The sequence below is a fragment of the Saliphagus sp. LR7 genome, from assembly GCF_003344565.1.
Classification (GTDB): domain Archaea; phylum Halobacteriota; class Halobacteria; order Halobacteriales; family Natrialbaceae; genus Saliphagus; species Saliphagus infecundisoli.
The window spans coordinates 1-15,705 of record NZ_QPND01000041.1 but is presented as its reverse complement, the minus strand read 5'-3'; the positions used below and the strand labels follow the sequence as shown (position 1 = coordinate 15,705).

The following is a 15,705-nucleotide window of genomic DNA, read 5'->3' as shown; positions in this document are numbered from 1 at the left end:
GCGCAGCGGGTTCGTCCGGATTGTCAACGTATTGTTTGGCAAGATTCTTATACTGTCGTATAGTCGATCGTTTCGACCTCATATCGCAAGACGGCGTCCATTTCCCCACAAATCTAACGGAAACCAGCCGGAAACAGGGGTGAGACCGCCATTACTTTGCGCCGCAACGAAGCATCGCGTCGACAGCAATTACCCCTCGTGTAAGCCACTCCAGGCGTTTTCGCTGGACAGCACGCTGATGATACAGCTGTGGCGTGTGGAGCAACGCGAACAGCATGCGAACGACCGCGCGGTAGTCGCGGTCGTTCGTGAGTTCGGAGAACCGTGACTCGGGCATTTTGTCAAGAGAGTCATCAACAGCGGTCTTATCGGCGAGTTCGGCGAGCGAACTAGATGGATCAAGTCCTTCACGAATGGCTACTTTGAGGTGGTTGTCGAAGTCGTGTTTGTCGGTGTGGATGCCGATATCGAACTCCTGAGCAATGGACTCGCTGTCGCCTGCGGCGAGCAGCGAGTACAACTCATCGGCGACAGTTTCGGCAGAGTTGAAGTTGTTGGCGTCCGTTGCATCCGGTGACGGCCTATCTGCCGACTTAGAGGTCACAGACATCAGGCCGTCACTACCGGCTCACGCCGGTTTTAAATAGTCGAAACGCCACAGTCTGAGAGCGTGAAGATGTTGAACCGCGGAAGTAGGACTAACTAAAGACGGATGAGGCCAGGCTGACCCGCTTCGGAAACACGTTTCCGTCCCCATCTCTGAGACCGACACACGTGCGAACCTCACCGATGGACGATACACATCCCGATGCCACCTGCGAGCTATGTGGTCGGCCAGTCGACTTTGGCTCAGGAATTGCGGACGCTCCGTCCGACGAGTGGTACTGCTCGCAGGGCTGCCGCGAAATTGACGAGACACTTGACGGATCGATCCAGACCAAGGGCTCGGATTGTTCCGAAACGTCTCCACCAGCGACCGAGAGCTCGCCACCCAGGGAGTCGGACCAGCAAGAGCAGACCTTCTTCCGGGTTGATGGGATGCACTCAGCGACCTGCGAGAGGTACCTTGAGTCCCGGGCAACGGCGCTAGACGGAGTAGCCGACGCGACGGCCAGCTATGTCACCGAGACCGTGCGTGTGGAACATGATAACCACGTGGCCCAGCAGGACCTCATAGACGCGCTCAGCACGCTCGGCTACGACGCTTACCTACGAGGCGACGCTGCAGGTTCTCGCCAGGCCGAGGCGGACGCCCCACTCCGCTCTAGAGAGATGGAGGGAATGCGCAAACGTCGATCAGATGAGTTTCTTAGCTTTCGCTATGCGGCTGGCGTCCTGTTTGGGGCGTTTCTTCTTCTCCCCTACGCCGTCCTCGTGTACCCTGCCCACCTGGCGGATATGGTTGATACGACGTTCCTCGAACTCTACGAGAACTCCTTCCAACTTCAGGGGTCTTCCGGTGCTCTCTTCCTACGTCTCTATCTTGGCTTCACAGGACTTGTGTTGCTGTTCACGGGACTGCCGGTACTGCGTGGAGCATACGCCAGCCTTCGGACGAAGCAGCCGAATACGGATCTTCTCGTCGCATTTACCGTCTGCAGTGCGTACCTGTATAGTACAGTCGCGATCATCGCCGGTGAGAATGACGTATTCTTTGACCTCACGTTGGTCGTCGCTGCAGCTGTCACTGGTGCCGCCTTTTATGAAACGTCGATCAAACAGCGCGCGCTCGAACGTCTTACGGACCTCACAGTCTCGCAGGTCGACGAGGCACGACGCTACAGCGAAGACGGGACGACACACGTCGTTCCCGTCAAGGAGGTGACGGCAGATGATCGAGTGTTGGTCCGCACGGGAGAACGGATTCCTGTCGACGGAACACTAGTTGATCAGGCCTGTACCGTTGACGAATCGATCGTAACTGGCGAGTCGGTTCCAGTCAGGCGGTCCCCTGGTGAGGACGTCCTTGGAGGATCAATTGTCACAAACGATGCCGCGCTCGTCGAAGTCAATGAAGCGCGGACAAGTAGTATCGACCGGATCATGCAGTCCGTGTGGAACATCCAGAGTACGGATCATAGGATCCAGCGGCGTGCAGATCGGGTAGCTACATTTGTCGCTCCGCTCCTCGTTCTTGCGGCGCTTGGTATTGGCGCCGGTATTTACGTCTCGACCAGTTCAGTAGCAAGTACGATTCTTGCAATGCTCGGTGTATTCTTAGTCGCCTCTCCGTGGGCACTGGGGCTTGCAACACCCCTCTCGGTCGCCAGCTGTCTTCGTATGATGATGGAGCATGGCATCATCGTCTTCGACGAAACGATTTTCGAACGGCTCCGTGAAATCGACGTAGTGGTTTTCGACAAAACCGGGACGCTGACGACGGGTTCAATGGAGGTGCTCGAGGCTAATGCGCCGGCGGACCTTCTCCAAGACGTCGCTATGCTGGAGCGTCGAGCATCACACCCAGCAGCTGAAGCCATTGTCGCCGCATTCGGTCGTTCCGAAGACCAAGCCGATCCGACGGAAACCGATGGAGCCCCCGATACAATCGCGGAGCCAGAGAGCGATCCCGTTTCGGAGTTTTCGAGCCATGCGACCGGGATCACTGGGACAGTCACCGGCCCATCAGTTGCAGTCGGTTCACTAGACCTGTTCGCTGCGGAGGATTGGATAGTGAGTGAAGAGATCGAACAGCGTGTCAATCAGGCCCGCGGATTCGGTCATCTGCCAGTTATCGTAGGCCGCGATGGCCGAGCCGAAGGCGTCGTGATTGTCGGAGACGAACCACGCGAGGACTGGGAGGAGACCCTCAACCAACTTGACGAGCGCGGCGTCGACGTGGTCGTTCTGACCGGCGATGATGCAGAGGCGGCGGAGTTCTTCGACCGACATACAGCCGTCGATCAGGTGTTTGCAGGCGTTCCCCCAGCAGGAAAGACAGAGACGATCCGTCGGCTGGCGAACGATCACAACGTCGCTATGGTCGGCGACGGAACCAACGACGCCCCGGCACTCGCGGTAGCAGATCTTGGAATCTCACTAGGAAGCGGAACGGCACTTGCAGCTGATGCTGCCGATATAGCGATTTCGACGGACCACCTCGGAGCCGTCGAGACTGCATTCGAATTAGCACACGCCGCGCGCTCACGGATCCGGCAGAACAACGTGCTCGCACTCTGTTACAATGCGATCACCATTCCGATTGCAATCATCGGCCTTCTAAATCCCGTAACTGTGATATTTGCCGCGATCGTCTCTGCTGGCTTAATTGGTGTGAATAGTTCTCGTCGGTTGCTACCCAATGACAAGAGATGATTATTTAAATCTATATGATAACTGGTTTGTTCTCCCACTTCACTTGAAAGGAGACATCAACACGTTTCTTCCAGTATAGCGCGTCAGCTACGGACATTCAGAGTATGGTTCGAGCAGACTGTCGACGAGTCTTGTGAACCGGTCAATGAATCGATCGGGAACTGTTGGCGTCACTTCCATCAGCAACGGACCAATTTGGTCTGGTTGGGCTAAACAGAGTGTGACCTGATTTCGTGTGTTGTACTGCTTTTCGACAATCTCTTGTTCAACAAGATGAGTGATGTGGTACTCAAGAGTGCTTCGGGCAATACCAAGCGCCTTGGCCGTCTCGTTGGGGTCGGCCGATTCATGTTCGATAAGATGGACAACAATTTCACGAGCCGTTTCACGTCGGAATAATGCAAGTGCTCCACGTTCCCACTCGTCGTATTGAGGTGGATAGTAGTGGGTTCGGCCATAGAATTCACTACGAATGAGAACGTCCTCATCGATTAAACGGTGGATATGATACTGAACCTGACCTGGCGCACACTCTGACTGCCTAACGAGCTCGTTGAAATGTATACCAACGTTTTCGTTGACATGCATTCGAATTTGTTGTCTCGTTTCGGACATAAGATTATTTGGAGTGGTTTGAAGGGAAGCTGATATCGAAGATAGTGAGCCAGTGGAATAATGGCTTTCGCTGATTTTTATCGAACGGGATGACAGTGATAACGTCTTTCGCATAATTTTTGATATCAACGCAATCATTTACCCGGTGTTTCCGGCTTTCCAGAGGAGTTGCACCGAAGCGAATAGATAGTCTACCACTCGAACCCCTATCATCCATGTTCGCTGTAAGCTCTCGTACTAGCGAATGGCTGGATCCGCAACTTGCCCCAGTTCTCGTTCTTATAATCGTTCTTGCGGTAGTCGGGACGATCGTCTTGTTTGGGCTCGGTCTTATAGCGTACTCAAGACGACAGACGCTCCGCTACCTTTTAGTTACGTTCGTATTGGGGATGCTTGTGGCTCGCTCCATTGTCGGACTTGGCACCGTTCTTGGAGTCGTTCCGATGACAATCCATCATTTGATTGAACATAGCTTCGATTTTCTCATTTCAATTGTAATTCTTTATACAGTGTATCGAAGTGGATCACCAACAGATACCCCCTCTATCAAAAATGAACAAACCTAATACCTCTCTGAGCTTCGAACGTGGCCGGTGAGGATAGAGAGATGCAACACACTGCCCGCATTATTTCTTTTGCTTCCCTCCTTATGGCGGATATTTCAGCTATCTCAAAATGGTGCGAATCTTTCGAATCGTGGGAATCTGAGATCGTTTGCAGAATCACTGGAAGGACTAGTCACAGTGATTTCGTCGGTTCCGGCGTACCCGTGTTCGCCAGTTTCGTCACGTTCCCAGAGGAGTTTGCCAGTTGTCTCATCGCCATCAAGATCCATGTCTTCGACCGGGAAATGGAGAACGAGCGTTCCTTCATCAGTACAATGGCCATTGTGAACAGGGCGTGCACCGGCACCATTCTCCACAGCGTCGGGCGCACCGAACCGATAGCGAACATCACGCTCTGTCGGATCGAACATCACGGTCTCTCCATCTCCATCGACGAATTCTGTTGAGAGGACAGCAACTGGGACGTCATCGTCGTTCTGTACGTCAAGAGGGTTGTCCGCACAGCCAGGTTTGACATCAAGTTCAAGCTGATCCGGAAAGTGAGCAGCTGCTGACTCGATGGAAATCCTGCTACCCTATGAGAGCGTGAGACAAGTATGGGGCGCATGAGACCGAGCGCGGAACCGTGCCGGAGAGCACGTGTTGCTGACTGGTCCAAGTGCGAAGGAAGCCGAGTCTTGGGCATTACAGCCCGGGTGCCGCGCGCCGCGGCACCCGGGAAAGCCCGCATAGGTGTCTCTCTTCCTCACGCACTGACGTCCCAGAGTGATAACCCATGTATCTCGGAATAGACATCCACAAACGGTATGCGCAGGTTGCTGTGATGGACGAGAATGGGAAGATTGATCGAGAGGTTCGCGTCGAGAACGCGAACCTCGACAAGATCGCCCAAGAGTACGCTGGCAGCGAAGCTGCAATCGAAGCTACCAGCAACTATTACCCCATCCACGATACTCTTTCAGAGTATCTGGATGTGACCGTAGCTCACCCTGGCAAGTTGAAACTCATCGCTGATTCAGACAAGAAGACCGACCGCGTTGACGCCAAAGAACTCGCGCGGATGGTACGTCTTGGATCTGTTCCCGAAAGCTACGTTCCAACCGATGAGATCAGGGAGTGCCGCGCACTCGTGCGCGGCCGGCAGAAGTTGGTCGAGAGTCGAACGGAGTACGCGAATAAGATCCATGGCTTGCTCGCCGATCACGGGATCACGCGGAAGGTGAAGCCGTTGAGTGTGGAGGGACGAGAGTTCCTGCGGGAACTCTCGCTCTCAACGCCGTGGGACGCACTACTGACGGCGCATCTAGAAGTAATCGAGACGCTCACCGAGGAGATCGAGCGGCTCGAAGCGACAATCGAAGAGCGCGCTGGGTCTCTGGAGGAGACCCAGCTGCTCATGTCGATTCCGGGTGTCAGCTACTATTCAGCGCTGATGATATACGCCGAGCTCGGCGAAATTGATCGGTTCGACCGAGACAAAGAGGTGGTGAGTTACGCAGGATTGAACCCGGTGATCCGCGAGTCTGGCGACTCGCGGTTCGAAGGTGGCATCTCGAAACGAGGAGCAAGTGGGTTACGTTGGATCCTCGTCCAATGCACAAACGTGGCTGTTCACACCTGCCAAGACACGTATTTGAGTCGATTTTACAATCGCTTAGCGAATCGCAAGAGTTCGAAGGAAGCAATGGTGGCAACGGCACGGAAACTGTTGGTGTCGATTTTCCACATGCTTGATCGAAAGGAGGTGTACGATCCACCAGGGGTGAGTGCGTGAGGGACGCCTAAGCGGCGTCCCTCACTGACGGGCACTCGAGGTCGATGAGCGGCTGGTGATCATTCCAGAGCCATAAACAGCACCGCACCAGCCCCGCCCGCGTGAGGATAGACAGCAACGCTCTCCAGCGGTTTCCACGCTTAAGGGTATCAACAATTCGGATCACCCTAACAGCTATACTGACAACGGTGGTTTACTCAGCCAGCAGGATTTCCATAGGTGTTCCGCTTAGCACCGGAAAAGCACTTGTGGCTGCGACTACACCGGCGCTCGTTTTAAGAACTCGGCGTCTAGTTGTGGAATTGTTTGTCTTGTTGATACGATCAGCCGAGTGGGATGAGTTGAAATTCATACGACAGGATGATATACAATGAGAGCTCATCTATCGTTTCGGGTTCGATTGTCGAAATGCTGTGTTACCCTATATACAATACTGACGAGACATGACATGGGCGTCACTAACGTCGCCCTCGCTGAACGACACACGGTCGAGTTCACAGCGGATGCGGACTTCGGAATCTATCCAGAGAACTCGCTGTATGAGACGCTACCTTGGTCGACGATGGTTTGACTCTCAGGAACATCTCCGTCCGACGGCATACTCCCTTCAGCAGGGCCGCCTGGTTCGCCGACGACGATCCGTCCGAGCATCCCCTGGGTCTTGTGTGGAATACAGAAGTAATCGTATGTACCGGTGGTCTCAAACGTGTGCTCGTAGGTTGCGCCCTGTTCACTCAGCGTTTCGCTATTGAACGTTTCTGCACCGTCAGGTATCCGGGTTACCGATGCCGAACTCGTTCCTTCCTTGTAGGCAGTCGCCGAATGACTTCCACTTTTGATTTCGAACGTGACTGTCTCTCCGGATTCGACGAACAGGCCGATCGGATCGAAATAATACTCGCTTCCCTCGGTGACCATCATGACTGTATTCGAACTGCCCGAGCCATCGATCTCCTCTGTCTCAGTCGTAGCCGGTTCACCGCCCTCAGCATTATCGTTTCCAGAACCACATCCTGCGAGACTAGTTACGCCACCTGTAGCGAGGATTCCGGCTGTCTTGAGCATCTGTCGGCGCTCCATACTCACTTAGCCTGTTGCACGGTTTCGAAATTAGCTCCGACCTATCGCAGTGTAGTCACTACTATCAAGAACAGTCACTTTAACTAGATTAGAAGTCGGATCGGTAGTATGTCCACTACTAGATCCGACGTGAGTAAAAATACGACTCCCACCCATAAGATTGCTGTTCGTGAGCTCCTCCGCACCCATGGTGAGGTCGCCTCCAAGGAGCAACTCCGCGCTGGCACCTCGGTGCCAGCGTGGTATATCGATCAGATCGCCTCCGAAGATCCGTTCTACACCTCGCTGAACTCTGACGGCAGATACGTCGCCAGCAAACACGTCGTTGGCCATCGATCAACCCACGACGGCTTCTGGCGGCCTGAGGTGGACGACGGCGTTGCCGTCTTCCACCGCAAAGAAGACACCAAATCAACGCTCAAACACCTCGCGTTCAGGCGTCCATCCGGACTCACGCCAGCCGAAGCCAACGATCTTCTTGGGCGCCGCTGCTATCGGCCTCTCCGTAACCTCGCTGAACAACAAGAGATCCATGCCGTTGACTGGCAGAATACGACTCTCTACCTCCACAGCTGGCCGTCCCGCAGGGACGACCAGCTGGCACAACGCTGCACCGACCAGCCGACCGATGTCACACCCGGAGAGCCAACCGAAGACGGCTACCTCTACCGAGATGAACTCGTTGCGACGTTCCTCTCGGTTGCTGTCTCACAGATCCAATCCATCCCTCCTGAACGAGCAGCTGCACTCGTCCTGCGGCAGTTCGAGGGCGACTCGTTTGACGCCCTCGAACGCCGCCTTCGGCGCAATCACTCGTTCAGGGAGGCTCTCGACTACGTTGAGCCAGAGGATGTCCCCGACGGGACATCCCTCTGGCGGGCCTTCAACGACCTCCAGCCTGACGAACTCCGTGACTGCCTCCAGTCGATGTGTGGGGAGTTGCTCGCTGATCACGACCATGCCGGAGAGTTCATCATCATCGACGGCACTCACATTGCTGCCTGGGCAAACACACGCGACGAAATCGAAAACGGCGACGTTGAAGGAGCGAGCTGGGGCAAACACGAAGGCTCGTTCTACGGCTACAAGGTGTTTCTCGTCGTCGACGCCGCAAGCGAGTTGCCGGTCGCCATCACGATGGAGACCGGCAAACGGAACGATACGACAGCGTTCGAACCGCTCATTGAGGAGTTCGATGAGCGGTACGACACCGATGAACTCCAGGCTGCACTGGCTGATGCCGGCTTCGACAGTCAGGACAACCGTGGGTTCTGCCACGAGCGTCTTGACTGTCCGCTGCTGACGTCGATCAATCCCCGCAGATCGTCGCCGTTAGCGACGATCAAGGACGAAATCAAGGAGCTCTTCGAGGACCACGGCGAGGAGATCGACACTCCCTATGACGCTCTGGAGCGACTTCCACAAGAGCAACTCTCGAAGTACGGCGTTGAGGTTGGCAGCGTCGAGGAGACCTACATTTTCCAGGCAATCAAAGAGCGGATGCATCGACACCTGCGCGCAGGTGTCGAGCGGGTGTTCTCCCGAATGAAGTCGTTCACCGGTCTTGACCGCGTTCGCGCACGCAAGGAGAACAACGTCGAGACGCACGTTGTTCTCTCTGCAGTGGCACTTGTCGCAGCGTCTCTCACTGCACATCGCCAGAGCAAACCAGGGCTGATACGCTCACCAAGTCGGCTTATCTGACCGCTGGGCCACCTGTCCAAAAAACAGGTGTCGCCGCCTGAGAGGCGTCGCTCTCAGGCGGCTCTCTTTCGCGATCATCTCATGATCATCAGGGTGATTCGCCGGTTGATACAGGTGCTTCTGTCAAGAAACGTAACAGCATTCGGTCAGCACCGCCGATGGGTGGTCAGTTTGAGGCCCGCCCGTCCCGTCCGGCGAACTAATTTTGAACGTGCAACAGGGTATATATAAGAGCGTGTCATACAATGGTTCTCAACAGACATAATCCACAGATAATAATCTGAATAGACACCTAACTGCCGAGATTAACGGAGTCAGGCACGATATGGAGGCGTATAATCCCCGGGTAGAGGGTGTGAGACGAATTCTATTACACGTTGGTGAGAATATATCAATTCGATAGTTTCCGTTAATATGATAAGCTCCCGTGTCTATATTTCACGCTGAGAATCGAGATCCACATCCTTAATGCGGTACTTCCAATTCGCTACCGGCCTGTGTCTACAGATGATCCGAGTATGTCCGTGTTCGGTATGACTCACCGAGAACACTTTTGAACGAACAGCTGACGTTTTAGCTATCAACCTCAGTTCTCAGCTTAGAACAAATACAGAACCTATAACAATCCTCCCACACTGCTCTTAAGCAAATGGTTCCCCAACCGACGACACGACGCCAAATGCTCGCACTCTCCGGGGTCGCAGCTGTCTCCGGAATCGCCGGCTGCTCCGCCTTCGGCGGTGGCGACGACGGGGAAGATCCCAACGAAACCGACGATGAGGGTAACGATACAAACGAGACTGGCGAAACCGACGACACCAACGAGACCGACGCCGGAAACGAGACAGATGAGGACAACAGCACGGACGAGGGCAACGAGTCCGACGACACCGAGGACGGGTACTCACTTTCCGTAACCGTCGAGACCGGGGACGGCGATCCGATCGAGGGAGCGACCGTCTGGCTTGAGGGCGACCAGCTCGCGGATGGAGACGCTCCCGAGGAGGCGGGCGACGCCGGGAACGAGACGACTGCCAACGAGACCGGAAACGAAACGGACGCCAACGAAACCGGATCCGGTAACGAGACGGCCTCCGGCGGAGATACTGACACTTCTGGCGAGTACGAGAGCGAAACCGGCGGCGACGGTACGGTTGAGTTCACCGGGCTGGCCGACGGCGAGTACACCGTCCTCGCCAGCGCCGAGGAGTACGCCGACAACGAGGAAACCATCGAAATCGACGGCGACGACACCGAGACGACGGTCACCCTCGAGGAAGGTGGGAACGAACTCGCCGTTGAGACGGAGTACAACAGCCGCGAGGAGTACGCCCAACCCGGCGACTCCTTCGACGACTTCGAGGACCTCTCGGCGTGGTCGATCACGGAAGGCAACGCCGAGGAGAACACCGACGTCTCCTTTACCGGCTCCCAGAGCGTCCGAATGTATACCGAAGAGGAGGGCGCGAACATGGTCATCGAGCGCGACCTCGAAAGCGACAACCCGGACCTAACCGATCTCGACTTCTCGATGGCTGTCCGGACGACGACCCCGAACAATATCGCCGTCGAACTCCGCTTCGTCGACGTCTACGGCAGCGCCCGAGCCTATCAACTCCGCTCGATCACCTATGGCGGCGACGATCCCGGCTGGTTCCGCATCTCTCCCGGTGTCGTCGCCGAAGACGAGTATCCTCCCGAGATGGACTTCCTCTCGACCCTCGAAGTCCGGGTCCACCATACAGGCGAGGAAGCCGAAGTCTGGGTCGACGACATCCGTACCCACGACCAACCCGATTCTGGCTACGTCATACTCAGCTGGGACGACGGGATGCGAGGGTTCTACGACGAAGCCTCACCGCTGCATGATGAGTATGGTGTCAACGCGGCCCAATCAATCGTTCGCCAGTGGATCATCGGCGGCCGCGAGGACGTGATGACCCGCGGGGAACTCTTAGAACGCCAAGAGGCCGGTGATCAGATCGTCGGCCACGGCTCCCACACCCGCCTTGGAGAGATGGACCCTGACGAACTCAGGGACACCATCGAAACCGACAAGCAGTTCAAGGTCAATAGCGGCTTTAAGGGCGCGAACTTCCTCACGTTCCCCCATAACGACTTCGACGCGACCGTTCTCGACATCGTCAGCGATTATTACTATGCTGGCGGCTTCAACCAGGCCGGAAACACCAATCTCACGGGCGTCTATGGCTTCGACCCCCTCGTCCTCCCCCGGACGATCGGGTACGACTTAGCAACTTGTAAGGAATGTGTTGATATTGCTGCCGAATACAACCAGTGTACGATCCTCAACTTCCACGACTTCGACCTCGATAACACCATCAATGAGGGTGAGTACGAGGAATTCCTCCAATACATCACCGACACCGATAACGTTGAGGTGATCACCTTCGACGACCTCTGGCAGATGCGGACCGAGAATCAGTAATCGGCCGGCACCACGCGACTGGCCCAAGCGATTTAGCTCCGGTATCGACGACGAATAGCCCCGTGAGAAGCGTCACACAGTCGATCGCGTGATCGACCATCCGATCGTCGTCATCCCGATCACGATCGTGAGGTACGATCGGATCGGCGGAGGTCGTCTGGTCCGCCTCTCGAAGACCGGCCCCGGAGACGCCGGTGAGGACGAAACCCATTACCTCGTCAGGCCGATAGCCGAAACAAGAACCGGACCGTGGACGTACTAAGCTTCCTCGGGGTCGACGTGGCGCTGTTCTTAGTTATCGGCCTCCTCGCCGGCGCCCATTGTCTCGGGATGTGTGGCCCGCTCGTGACGATCTACTCTTAGGGATCGGCTGACTAGTTCATATCTCTTGGACGCGTAGAGAGACTCATGACGACGTGGGGCGGAAAGTTGGATGGTGTTGATGAGGAGCAGTTGCGCCAGCAACTGCGCACGGAGACGGATGCGAAAGCGGTCAAACGCCTCACGAGTGCTCTGCTGTATCGACAGGGAAAGTCACCGGCAGAGATCGAACAGCTGCTCGGATTCCCCGAACAAACAGTGTACACGATTGGCTCGACACCGTCGCCGAGCGCGAACCAACCGCGCTCGGCGACCTCCCTCGTCCCGGTCAATCCACTCGTCTCACCGACGACCAATGGACAAAACTGACGGCGACGCTGGCGGCGTCGCCGTCGGATGCTGGCTACAATCAACCGACGTGGACGCCAGCTCTCGTCCGCGAGTACATCGCTGAGACGTTCGGCATCGAGTACTCGCTGGCACACATGTACCGTGTGATGAAGCGGGCGGGCCTGTCTTACCAGACAGCCCGCCCGCGTCACTACAAAGCAGATCCCGCTGAACAACGGCGCTGGCGTGAGGAGTTCAAAAAAAGTGGCCGACGCTAAAGGAAACTGGCCGCCGAATCGTCGTCATCGATCAGCATACGCAGGTGATCAAGACCACGCAAAAACGCGGATGGTTCCCGGTAAACTCCCGCCCGAGACTGCCGGTCTCGGGCGGTCGAGCGTCGATCAATCTGTTAGGCGCGGTCACCGACGACGGTGACCGCTTCATCTCATTCGTCGACGGCTCGTTCACTGGAAAAGTAGCCGCGCATTTTCTCCGAGCACTCCAAGAAGAGTTCGGAGAGAAGTTGGTGATCGTTCTAGACAACGAGTACCTCAAGAAGCAGGCCGTGAAAGCGGGCCTGCTTCTTGAATATCTCCCACCGTATGCACCGGAAATGAATCCACTTGAACAGTGCTGGCGTCAATTGAACAAGGGGCGTGCCAACAAACTCTATCGAACGCTTCCAGAGCTGAAAGCGTATCTCACGAGTCGATTTCCGACTCTCAGCTCACCGAGAATCTATGAGTATCTCTGCTAATCCCTATCAGTTAGAAATTGAGGTGACCCCACCGTCCACGAGTGAATGATGGGGCTTCCGTGCTAGTGGCTCCTCTCAGCTAGCGAGGAGTCCACCACCGAGGTTCGCAGATGCTACTCGAGTAGTCCGAGGTCGTCCAATCGAGTCTGAACTGCAGTAATGGCCTCTTCAGCGTCAGTCGGTTGATTCCCTCCGGTGATGACAAGCTTTCCACTGCCGAACAGCAAGACGACGACCTCCAGTTCGTCGGCCCGATAGACGAGTCCGGGGAACTGTTCGGGTTCGTACTCGATGGCCTCCAGTCCAAAGCCAATCGCGATTGCATTAAGGTTGAGCGACGTGCCGAGATCGCCACTCGTCACGATGTTCTGGACCGTGACGTCCGACTCCTCTGGGACATCAAGACCTAATCGACGAAGTTTCTCGAACGTCAGCCCGACTGCTGTCGACAAATCCTCGACTGACGAAGCACCAGTACAGACGATCTTCCCTGAACGGAAGATTAGTGATGCGGCCTTGGGATCGGTCGTTCGCGTGATGACGCCCGGGAACTGATCTGGCTCGAACGAGGCGCCGTCGAGATCGTCCGCAAGCGACTCGAGATCGAGTTCCTGGTCGATGCTCGTCGACCCGACGACGTTCTCCGTCGAGAGTGTGTGTAGAAGATCTCCCATTCCTTTCGTTACGACACTCAACTCGCGATATATAATGCTGCTGTTGCTATTGACCTGTGAACCGTAGCAGAGCTAGGTGGGGACGACATAGGTGCGAGGTCCTGTCGGTCCCGAGCGGATGGTTTCTGCAGTTCGTACACCAGCGATGGACTCGCCACTTGTGAAGATCTATCTCTCGAGTAGAAAGTTGATAAGAGATTCGTCCATAGAAGCCGGATATGGACACATTGACAGGCTTTCAGCGGGATTTGCTATATGTCGTCGCAGGAGCGGACCATCCGTCTGGGCAAGACGTCTCGGACGAGCTCGAAGGTTACTACGGAGCAGAGATCAACTACGGTCGGCTGTATCCGAACCTCGATGAGCTCGTTGAAGCTGGGTTCGTCGAGAAAGGGGAACTCGATCGGCGGACGAACTACTACGAAATCACTGACGCCGGTCTCGAAGCGATTGAGAGACGCCGTGAGTGGGAAGATCAGTACGTCAACCTCTAACTCCCATAGATGACGTGAGCGAGGAGGAGACCCAACGGACGCAGCGTCTAAGACACTGGCTGTGAGTTACGAGCGTGTGCCGACCTCTGTTCCCGGACTGAACTCGGTGAGCTCTTCGATCCGATCCTCGAGTTCGTCGACTTCTTCGCGGAGGTCCTCGGCTTCAGGCTCGTCGCTCAACGCGAGCTGGTCTTTGAGTCCCTGGAGGCGGCTCTGTTTGGTCTCCTCATCGACGTCGGCTTTGCGGACGTACTCACGCTCGTCGATCTCGTAGACGGCCGAGTCGGCGAGTTCAGTCACGTCGAGTGCTGCGTCGACTTTCTCGCGATCGACGGCCATGACGCGTTCGCGAGGGATGCCCTCATCTTCGAGGACGCAGAGGACTTCGTCGTCGTCTTTCAGCGAGCGATTTCGTCGAGTCGTCCGCTGGACCGAGCCGTACTGGCCGTGGACCGGCTGGTCATGGTGCAGCCGGTCGAGGAGGATCTCGCGGACTTCGGTCCGGAGATCGCCTGCGTTGCGTTGGACGTCCGAGAGCAGCGTATAGAGGTTGATGAGTACTGGCGTCTCCCACTCGTCGAAGGCAGCGGGATCGTGGCGCTCGAGCGTATCGATCAGCAAGAGCATGTCGGCGTAGACGTCGAGATCCGGTTCGCTTCGATCCTGGTCATCGTCGCTAGTCGACTGTGTGGCTCCGGTAATCAACTGGGAGGTGCTCGGCTCGTCGGTTTCAGTGAGCGTCCCGGCTCGCGTGTCACACTCGTAGCGAGGATGAAGGCTCAAGACGGCTGCGTAGGGTTCGGCATCGGGCGGAAGACGCTGGAGGTGGAAGGTGCCGCCGGCGTCGGAGATCCGGTCGGCGAGGGTAGCGAACTGCTCGCGTTTGAGAGGCTCTGTGTCGCCTGTTGTGGTTTCCGTGATCACGATGCGGTGCTCCTGGACGTCGGTGATCCTGGACTCGGTCTCCGTGAGTGGGGTGACGAGCGTTGCGTCGTCGTCGAGGGTGTCACACTCGTCGAGGAGTGTATGCCAGCTCGTTCCAAACGGCATAGCAGGATATCGGCCCTGGGGACCAAAACATCTTGCTCGTGACGGTGAGATGGCTGATCTGACCACTCGATTTCGTCGGGGAGTGTTCCATCCTCTTTTGAGGCAGACCTCGCGTTACATTCGGGGGCGCAGGTGGCGACATAACGACCGCAGCGTGTGCCCGTCAGAAGAGCCCGATAATGAATCCGAGGCCCATGATAGTGAGGACCACAGCGGAGAAGATGGGAAGATACGGCGTATACCGCTCGACTCGTTCTTCGGAGTGTTCGTAGCCCGCAATCAATAACATCGTCAGGCCAACGATTCCGAGGATAACTGTGAGCGCATAAGCGGTCATCAGTTCGAGGCAGTACGGCGAGCCAACGCAGAGGGCGATGATCTCGAACTCCTCTTCGTGAGCGAATCCGAGAACGAACGCGAACCACGCGATTCCGACGAGCCCGCGATCGGCAGAATCGTCAAGCGTGTCGTGTGAGTGCTCGTGCCCGCCGAGAAACGGAACCCATGCTGTGAGCCGGCTGAATCGATTCTCATCGTCGTGGTCGTGTGAGTGTGGGTGTTCGTCCTCGTGAT

At 56.2% G+C, this 15,705-nt stretch carries 12 protein-coding genes and 4 pseudogenes; 10 read left to right on the top strand and 6 right to left on the bottom strand.

Translation table 11 applies throughout. The annotated features are described in order from the left end of the window. Positions 1 to 175: 175 nt before the first annotated feature. Positions 176 to 610 (bottom strand): annotated as a pseudogene (locus DVH23_RS22400) (IS4 family transposase); the annotation flags it as partial. Positions 611 to 789: 179 nt separating this feature from the next. Here DVH23_RS22400 and DVH23_RS22395 point away from each other — a divergent pair. Continuing rightward, on the top strand, positions 790 to 3,315 hold the full coding sequence (locus tag DVH23_RS22395; RefSeq protein ID WP_114579572.1) for a cation-translocating P-type ATPase: 2,526 nt from the start codon (positions 790 to 792) through the stop codon (positions 3,313 to 3,315). Between the two features lie 87 nt (positions 3,316 to 3,402). Here DVH23_RS22395 and DVH23_RS22390 read toward each other — a convergent pair whose 3' ends face one another. Then, positions 3,403 to 3,930 carry an ArsR family transcriptional regulator gene (locus DVH23_RS22390; RefSeq protein ID WP_114579571.1) on the bottom strand — a complete coding sequence of 176 codons (528 nt, stop codon included), beginning with the start codon at positions 3,928 to 3,930 and terminating at the stop codon, positions 3,403 to 3,405. 215 nt (positions 3,931 to 4,145) lie between these two features. Between DVH23_RS22390 and DVH23_RS24870 the strand changes: the two genes are divergently transcribed. From DVH23_RS24870 to DVH23_RS22375, 3 genes are all read left to right on the top strand, one after another. After that, on the top strand, positions 4,146 to 4,496 hold the full coding sequence (locus DVH23_RS24870) for a hypothetical protein (RefSeq protein ID WP_114579570.1): 351 nt from the start codon (positions 4,146 to 4,148) through the stop codon (positions 4,494 to 4,496). 20 nt (positions 4,497 to 4,516) lie between these two features. Next, positions 4,517 to 4,942, top strand: a complete 426-nt coding sequence (locus DVH23_RS23995; protein ID WP_157972583.1) for a hypothetical protein — start codon at positions 4,517 to 4,519, stop codon at positions 4,940 to 4,942. A 329-nt stretch (positions 4,943 to 5,271) separates the two neighbouring features. Then, positions 5,272 to 6,270: an IS110 family transposase gene (locus tag DVH23_RS22375; protein WP_114579568.1), complete on the top strand. Its 999-nt coding sequence runs from the start codon at positions 5,272 to 5,274 to the stop codon at positions 6,268 to 6,270. 519 nt (positions 6,271 to 6,789) lie between these two features. On the opposite strand, the gene DVH23_RS22370 is transcribed toward DVH23_RS22375, so the two are convergent. Then, on the bottom strand, positions 6,790 to 7,335 hold the full coding sequence (locus DVH23_RS22370) for a plastocyanin/azurin family copper-binding protein (protein ID WP_232833895.1): 546 nt from the start codon (positions 7,333 to 7,335) through the stop codon (positions 6,790 to 6,792). A gap of 123 nt (positions 7,336 to 7,458) precedes the next feature. On the opposite strand from DVH23_RS22370, the gene DVH23_RS22365 reads away from it, so the two are divergent. The 5 genes and pseudogenes from DVH23_RS22365 to DVH23_RS22345 form a co-directional block, all read left to right on the top strand. After that, positions 7,459 to 9,054: a transposase gene (locus tag DVH23_RS22365; protein WP_114579566.1), complete on the top strand. Its 1,596-nt coding sequence runs from the start codon at positions 7,459 to 7,461 to the stop codon at positions 9,052 to 9,054. A gap of 679 nt (positions 9,055 to 9,733) precedes the next feature. Then, positions 9,734 to 11,503 (top strand): polysaccharide deacetylase family protein, encoded by a 1,770-nt coding sequence (locus DVH23_RS22360; RefSeq protein ID WP_157972581.1) that lies wholly within the window; start codon positions 9,734 to 9,736, stop codon positions 11,501 to 11,503. 249 nt (positions 11,504 to 11,752) lie between these two features. Then, positions 11,753 to 11,863, top strand: a pseudogene (locus DVH23_RS22355) (sulfite exporter TauE/SafE family protein); the annotation flags it as partial. A gap of 203 nt (positions 11,864 to 12,066) precedes the next feature. Further along, positions 12,067 to 12,432: a winged helix-turn-helix domain-containing protein gene (locus DVH23_RS25390; protein WP_198668063.1), complete on the top strand. Its 366-nt coding sequence runs from the start codon at positions 12,067 to 12,069 to the stop codon at positions 12,430 to 12,432. A 14-nt stretch (positions 12,433 to 12,446) separates the two neighbouring features. Further along, positions 12,447 to 12,914: pseudogene (locus DVH23_RS22345) on the top strand (transposase); the annotation flags it as partial. Between the two features lie 113 nt (positions 12,915 to 13,027). Here the strand turns inward: DVH23_RS22345 and DVH23_RS22340 are convergent. Next, a complete protein-coding gene (locus tag DVH23_RS22340; protein ID WP_114579564.1) occupies positions 13,028 to 13,588 on the bottom strand; it encodes a TATA-box-binding protein in 561 nt (186 codons plus the stop codon). Positions 13,589 to 13,806: 218 nt separating this feature from the next. Here DVH23_RS22340 and DVH23_RS22335 point away from each other — a divergent pair, with 218 nt between their 5' ends. Beyond that, the gene (locus tag DVH23_RS22335; protein WP_114579563.1) at positions 13,807 to 14,082 is read left to right on the top strand and encodes a PadR family transcriptional regulator; all 276 of its coding nucleotides are present in this window, start codon (positions 13,807 to 13,809) and stop codon (positions 14,080 to 14,082) included. 66 nt (positions 14,083 to 14,148) lie between these two features. Here DVH23_RS22335 and DVH23_RS22330 read toward each other — a convergent pair whose 3' ends face one another. Both DVH23_RS22330 and DVH23_RS22325 read right to left on the bottom strand, forming a co-directional pair. Continuing rightward, positions 14,149 to 15,132: a hypothetical protein gene (locus DVH23_RS22330; RefSeq protein WP_114579562.1), complete on the bottom strand. Its 984-nt coding sequence runs from the start codon at positions 15,130 to 15,132 to the stop codon at positions 14,149 to 14,151. Positions 15,133 to 15,295: 163 nt separating this feature from the next. Then, a pseudogene (locus tag DVH23_RS22325) lies at positions 15,296 to 15,705 on the bottom strand (hypothetical protein); the annotation flags it as partial.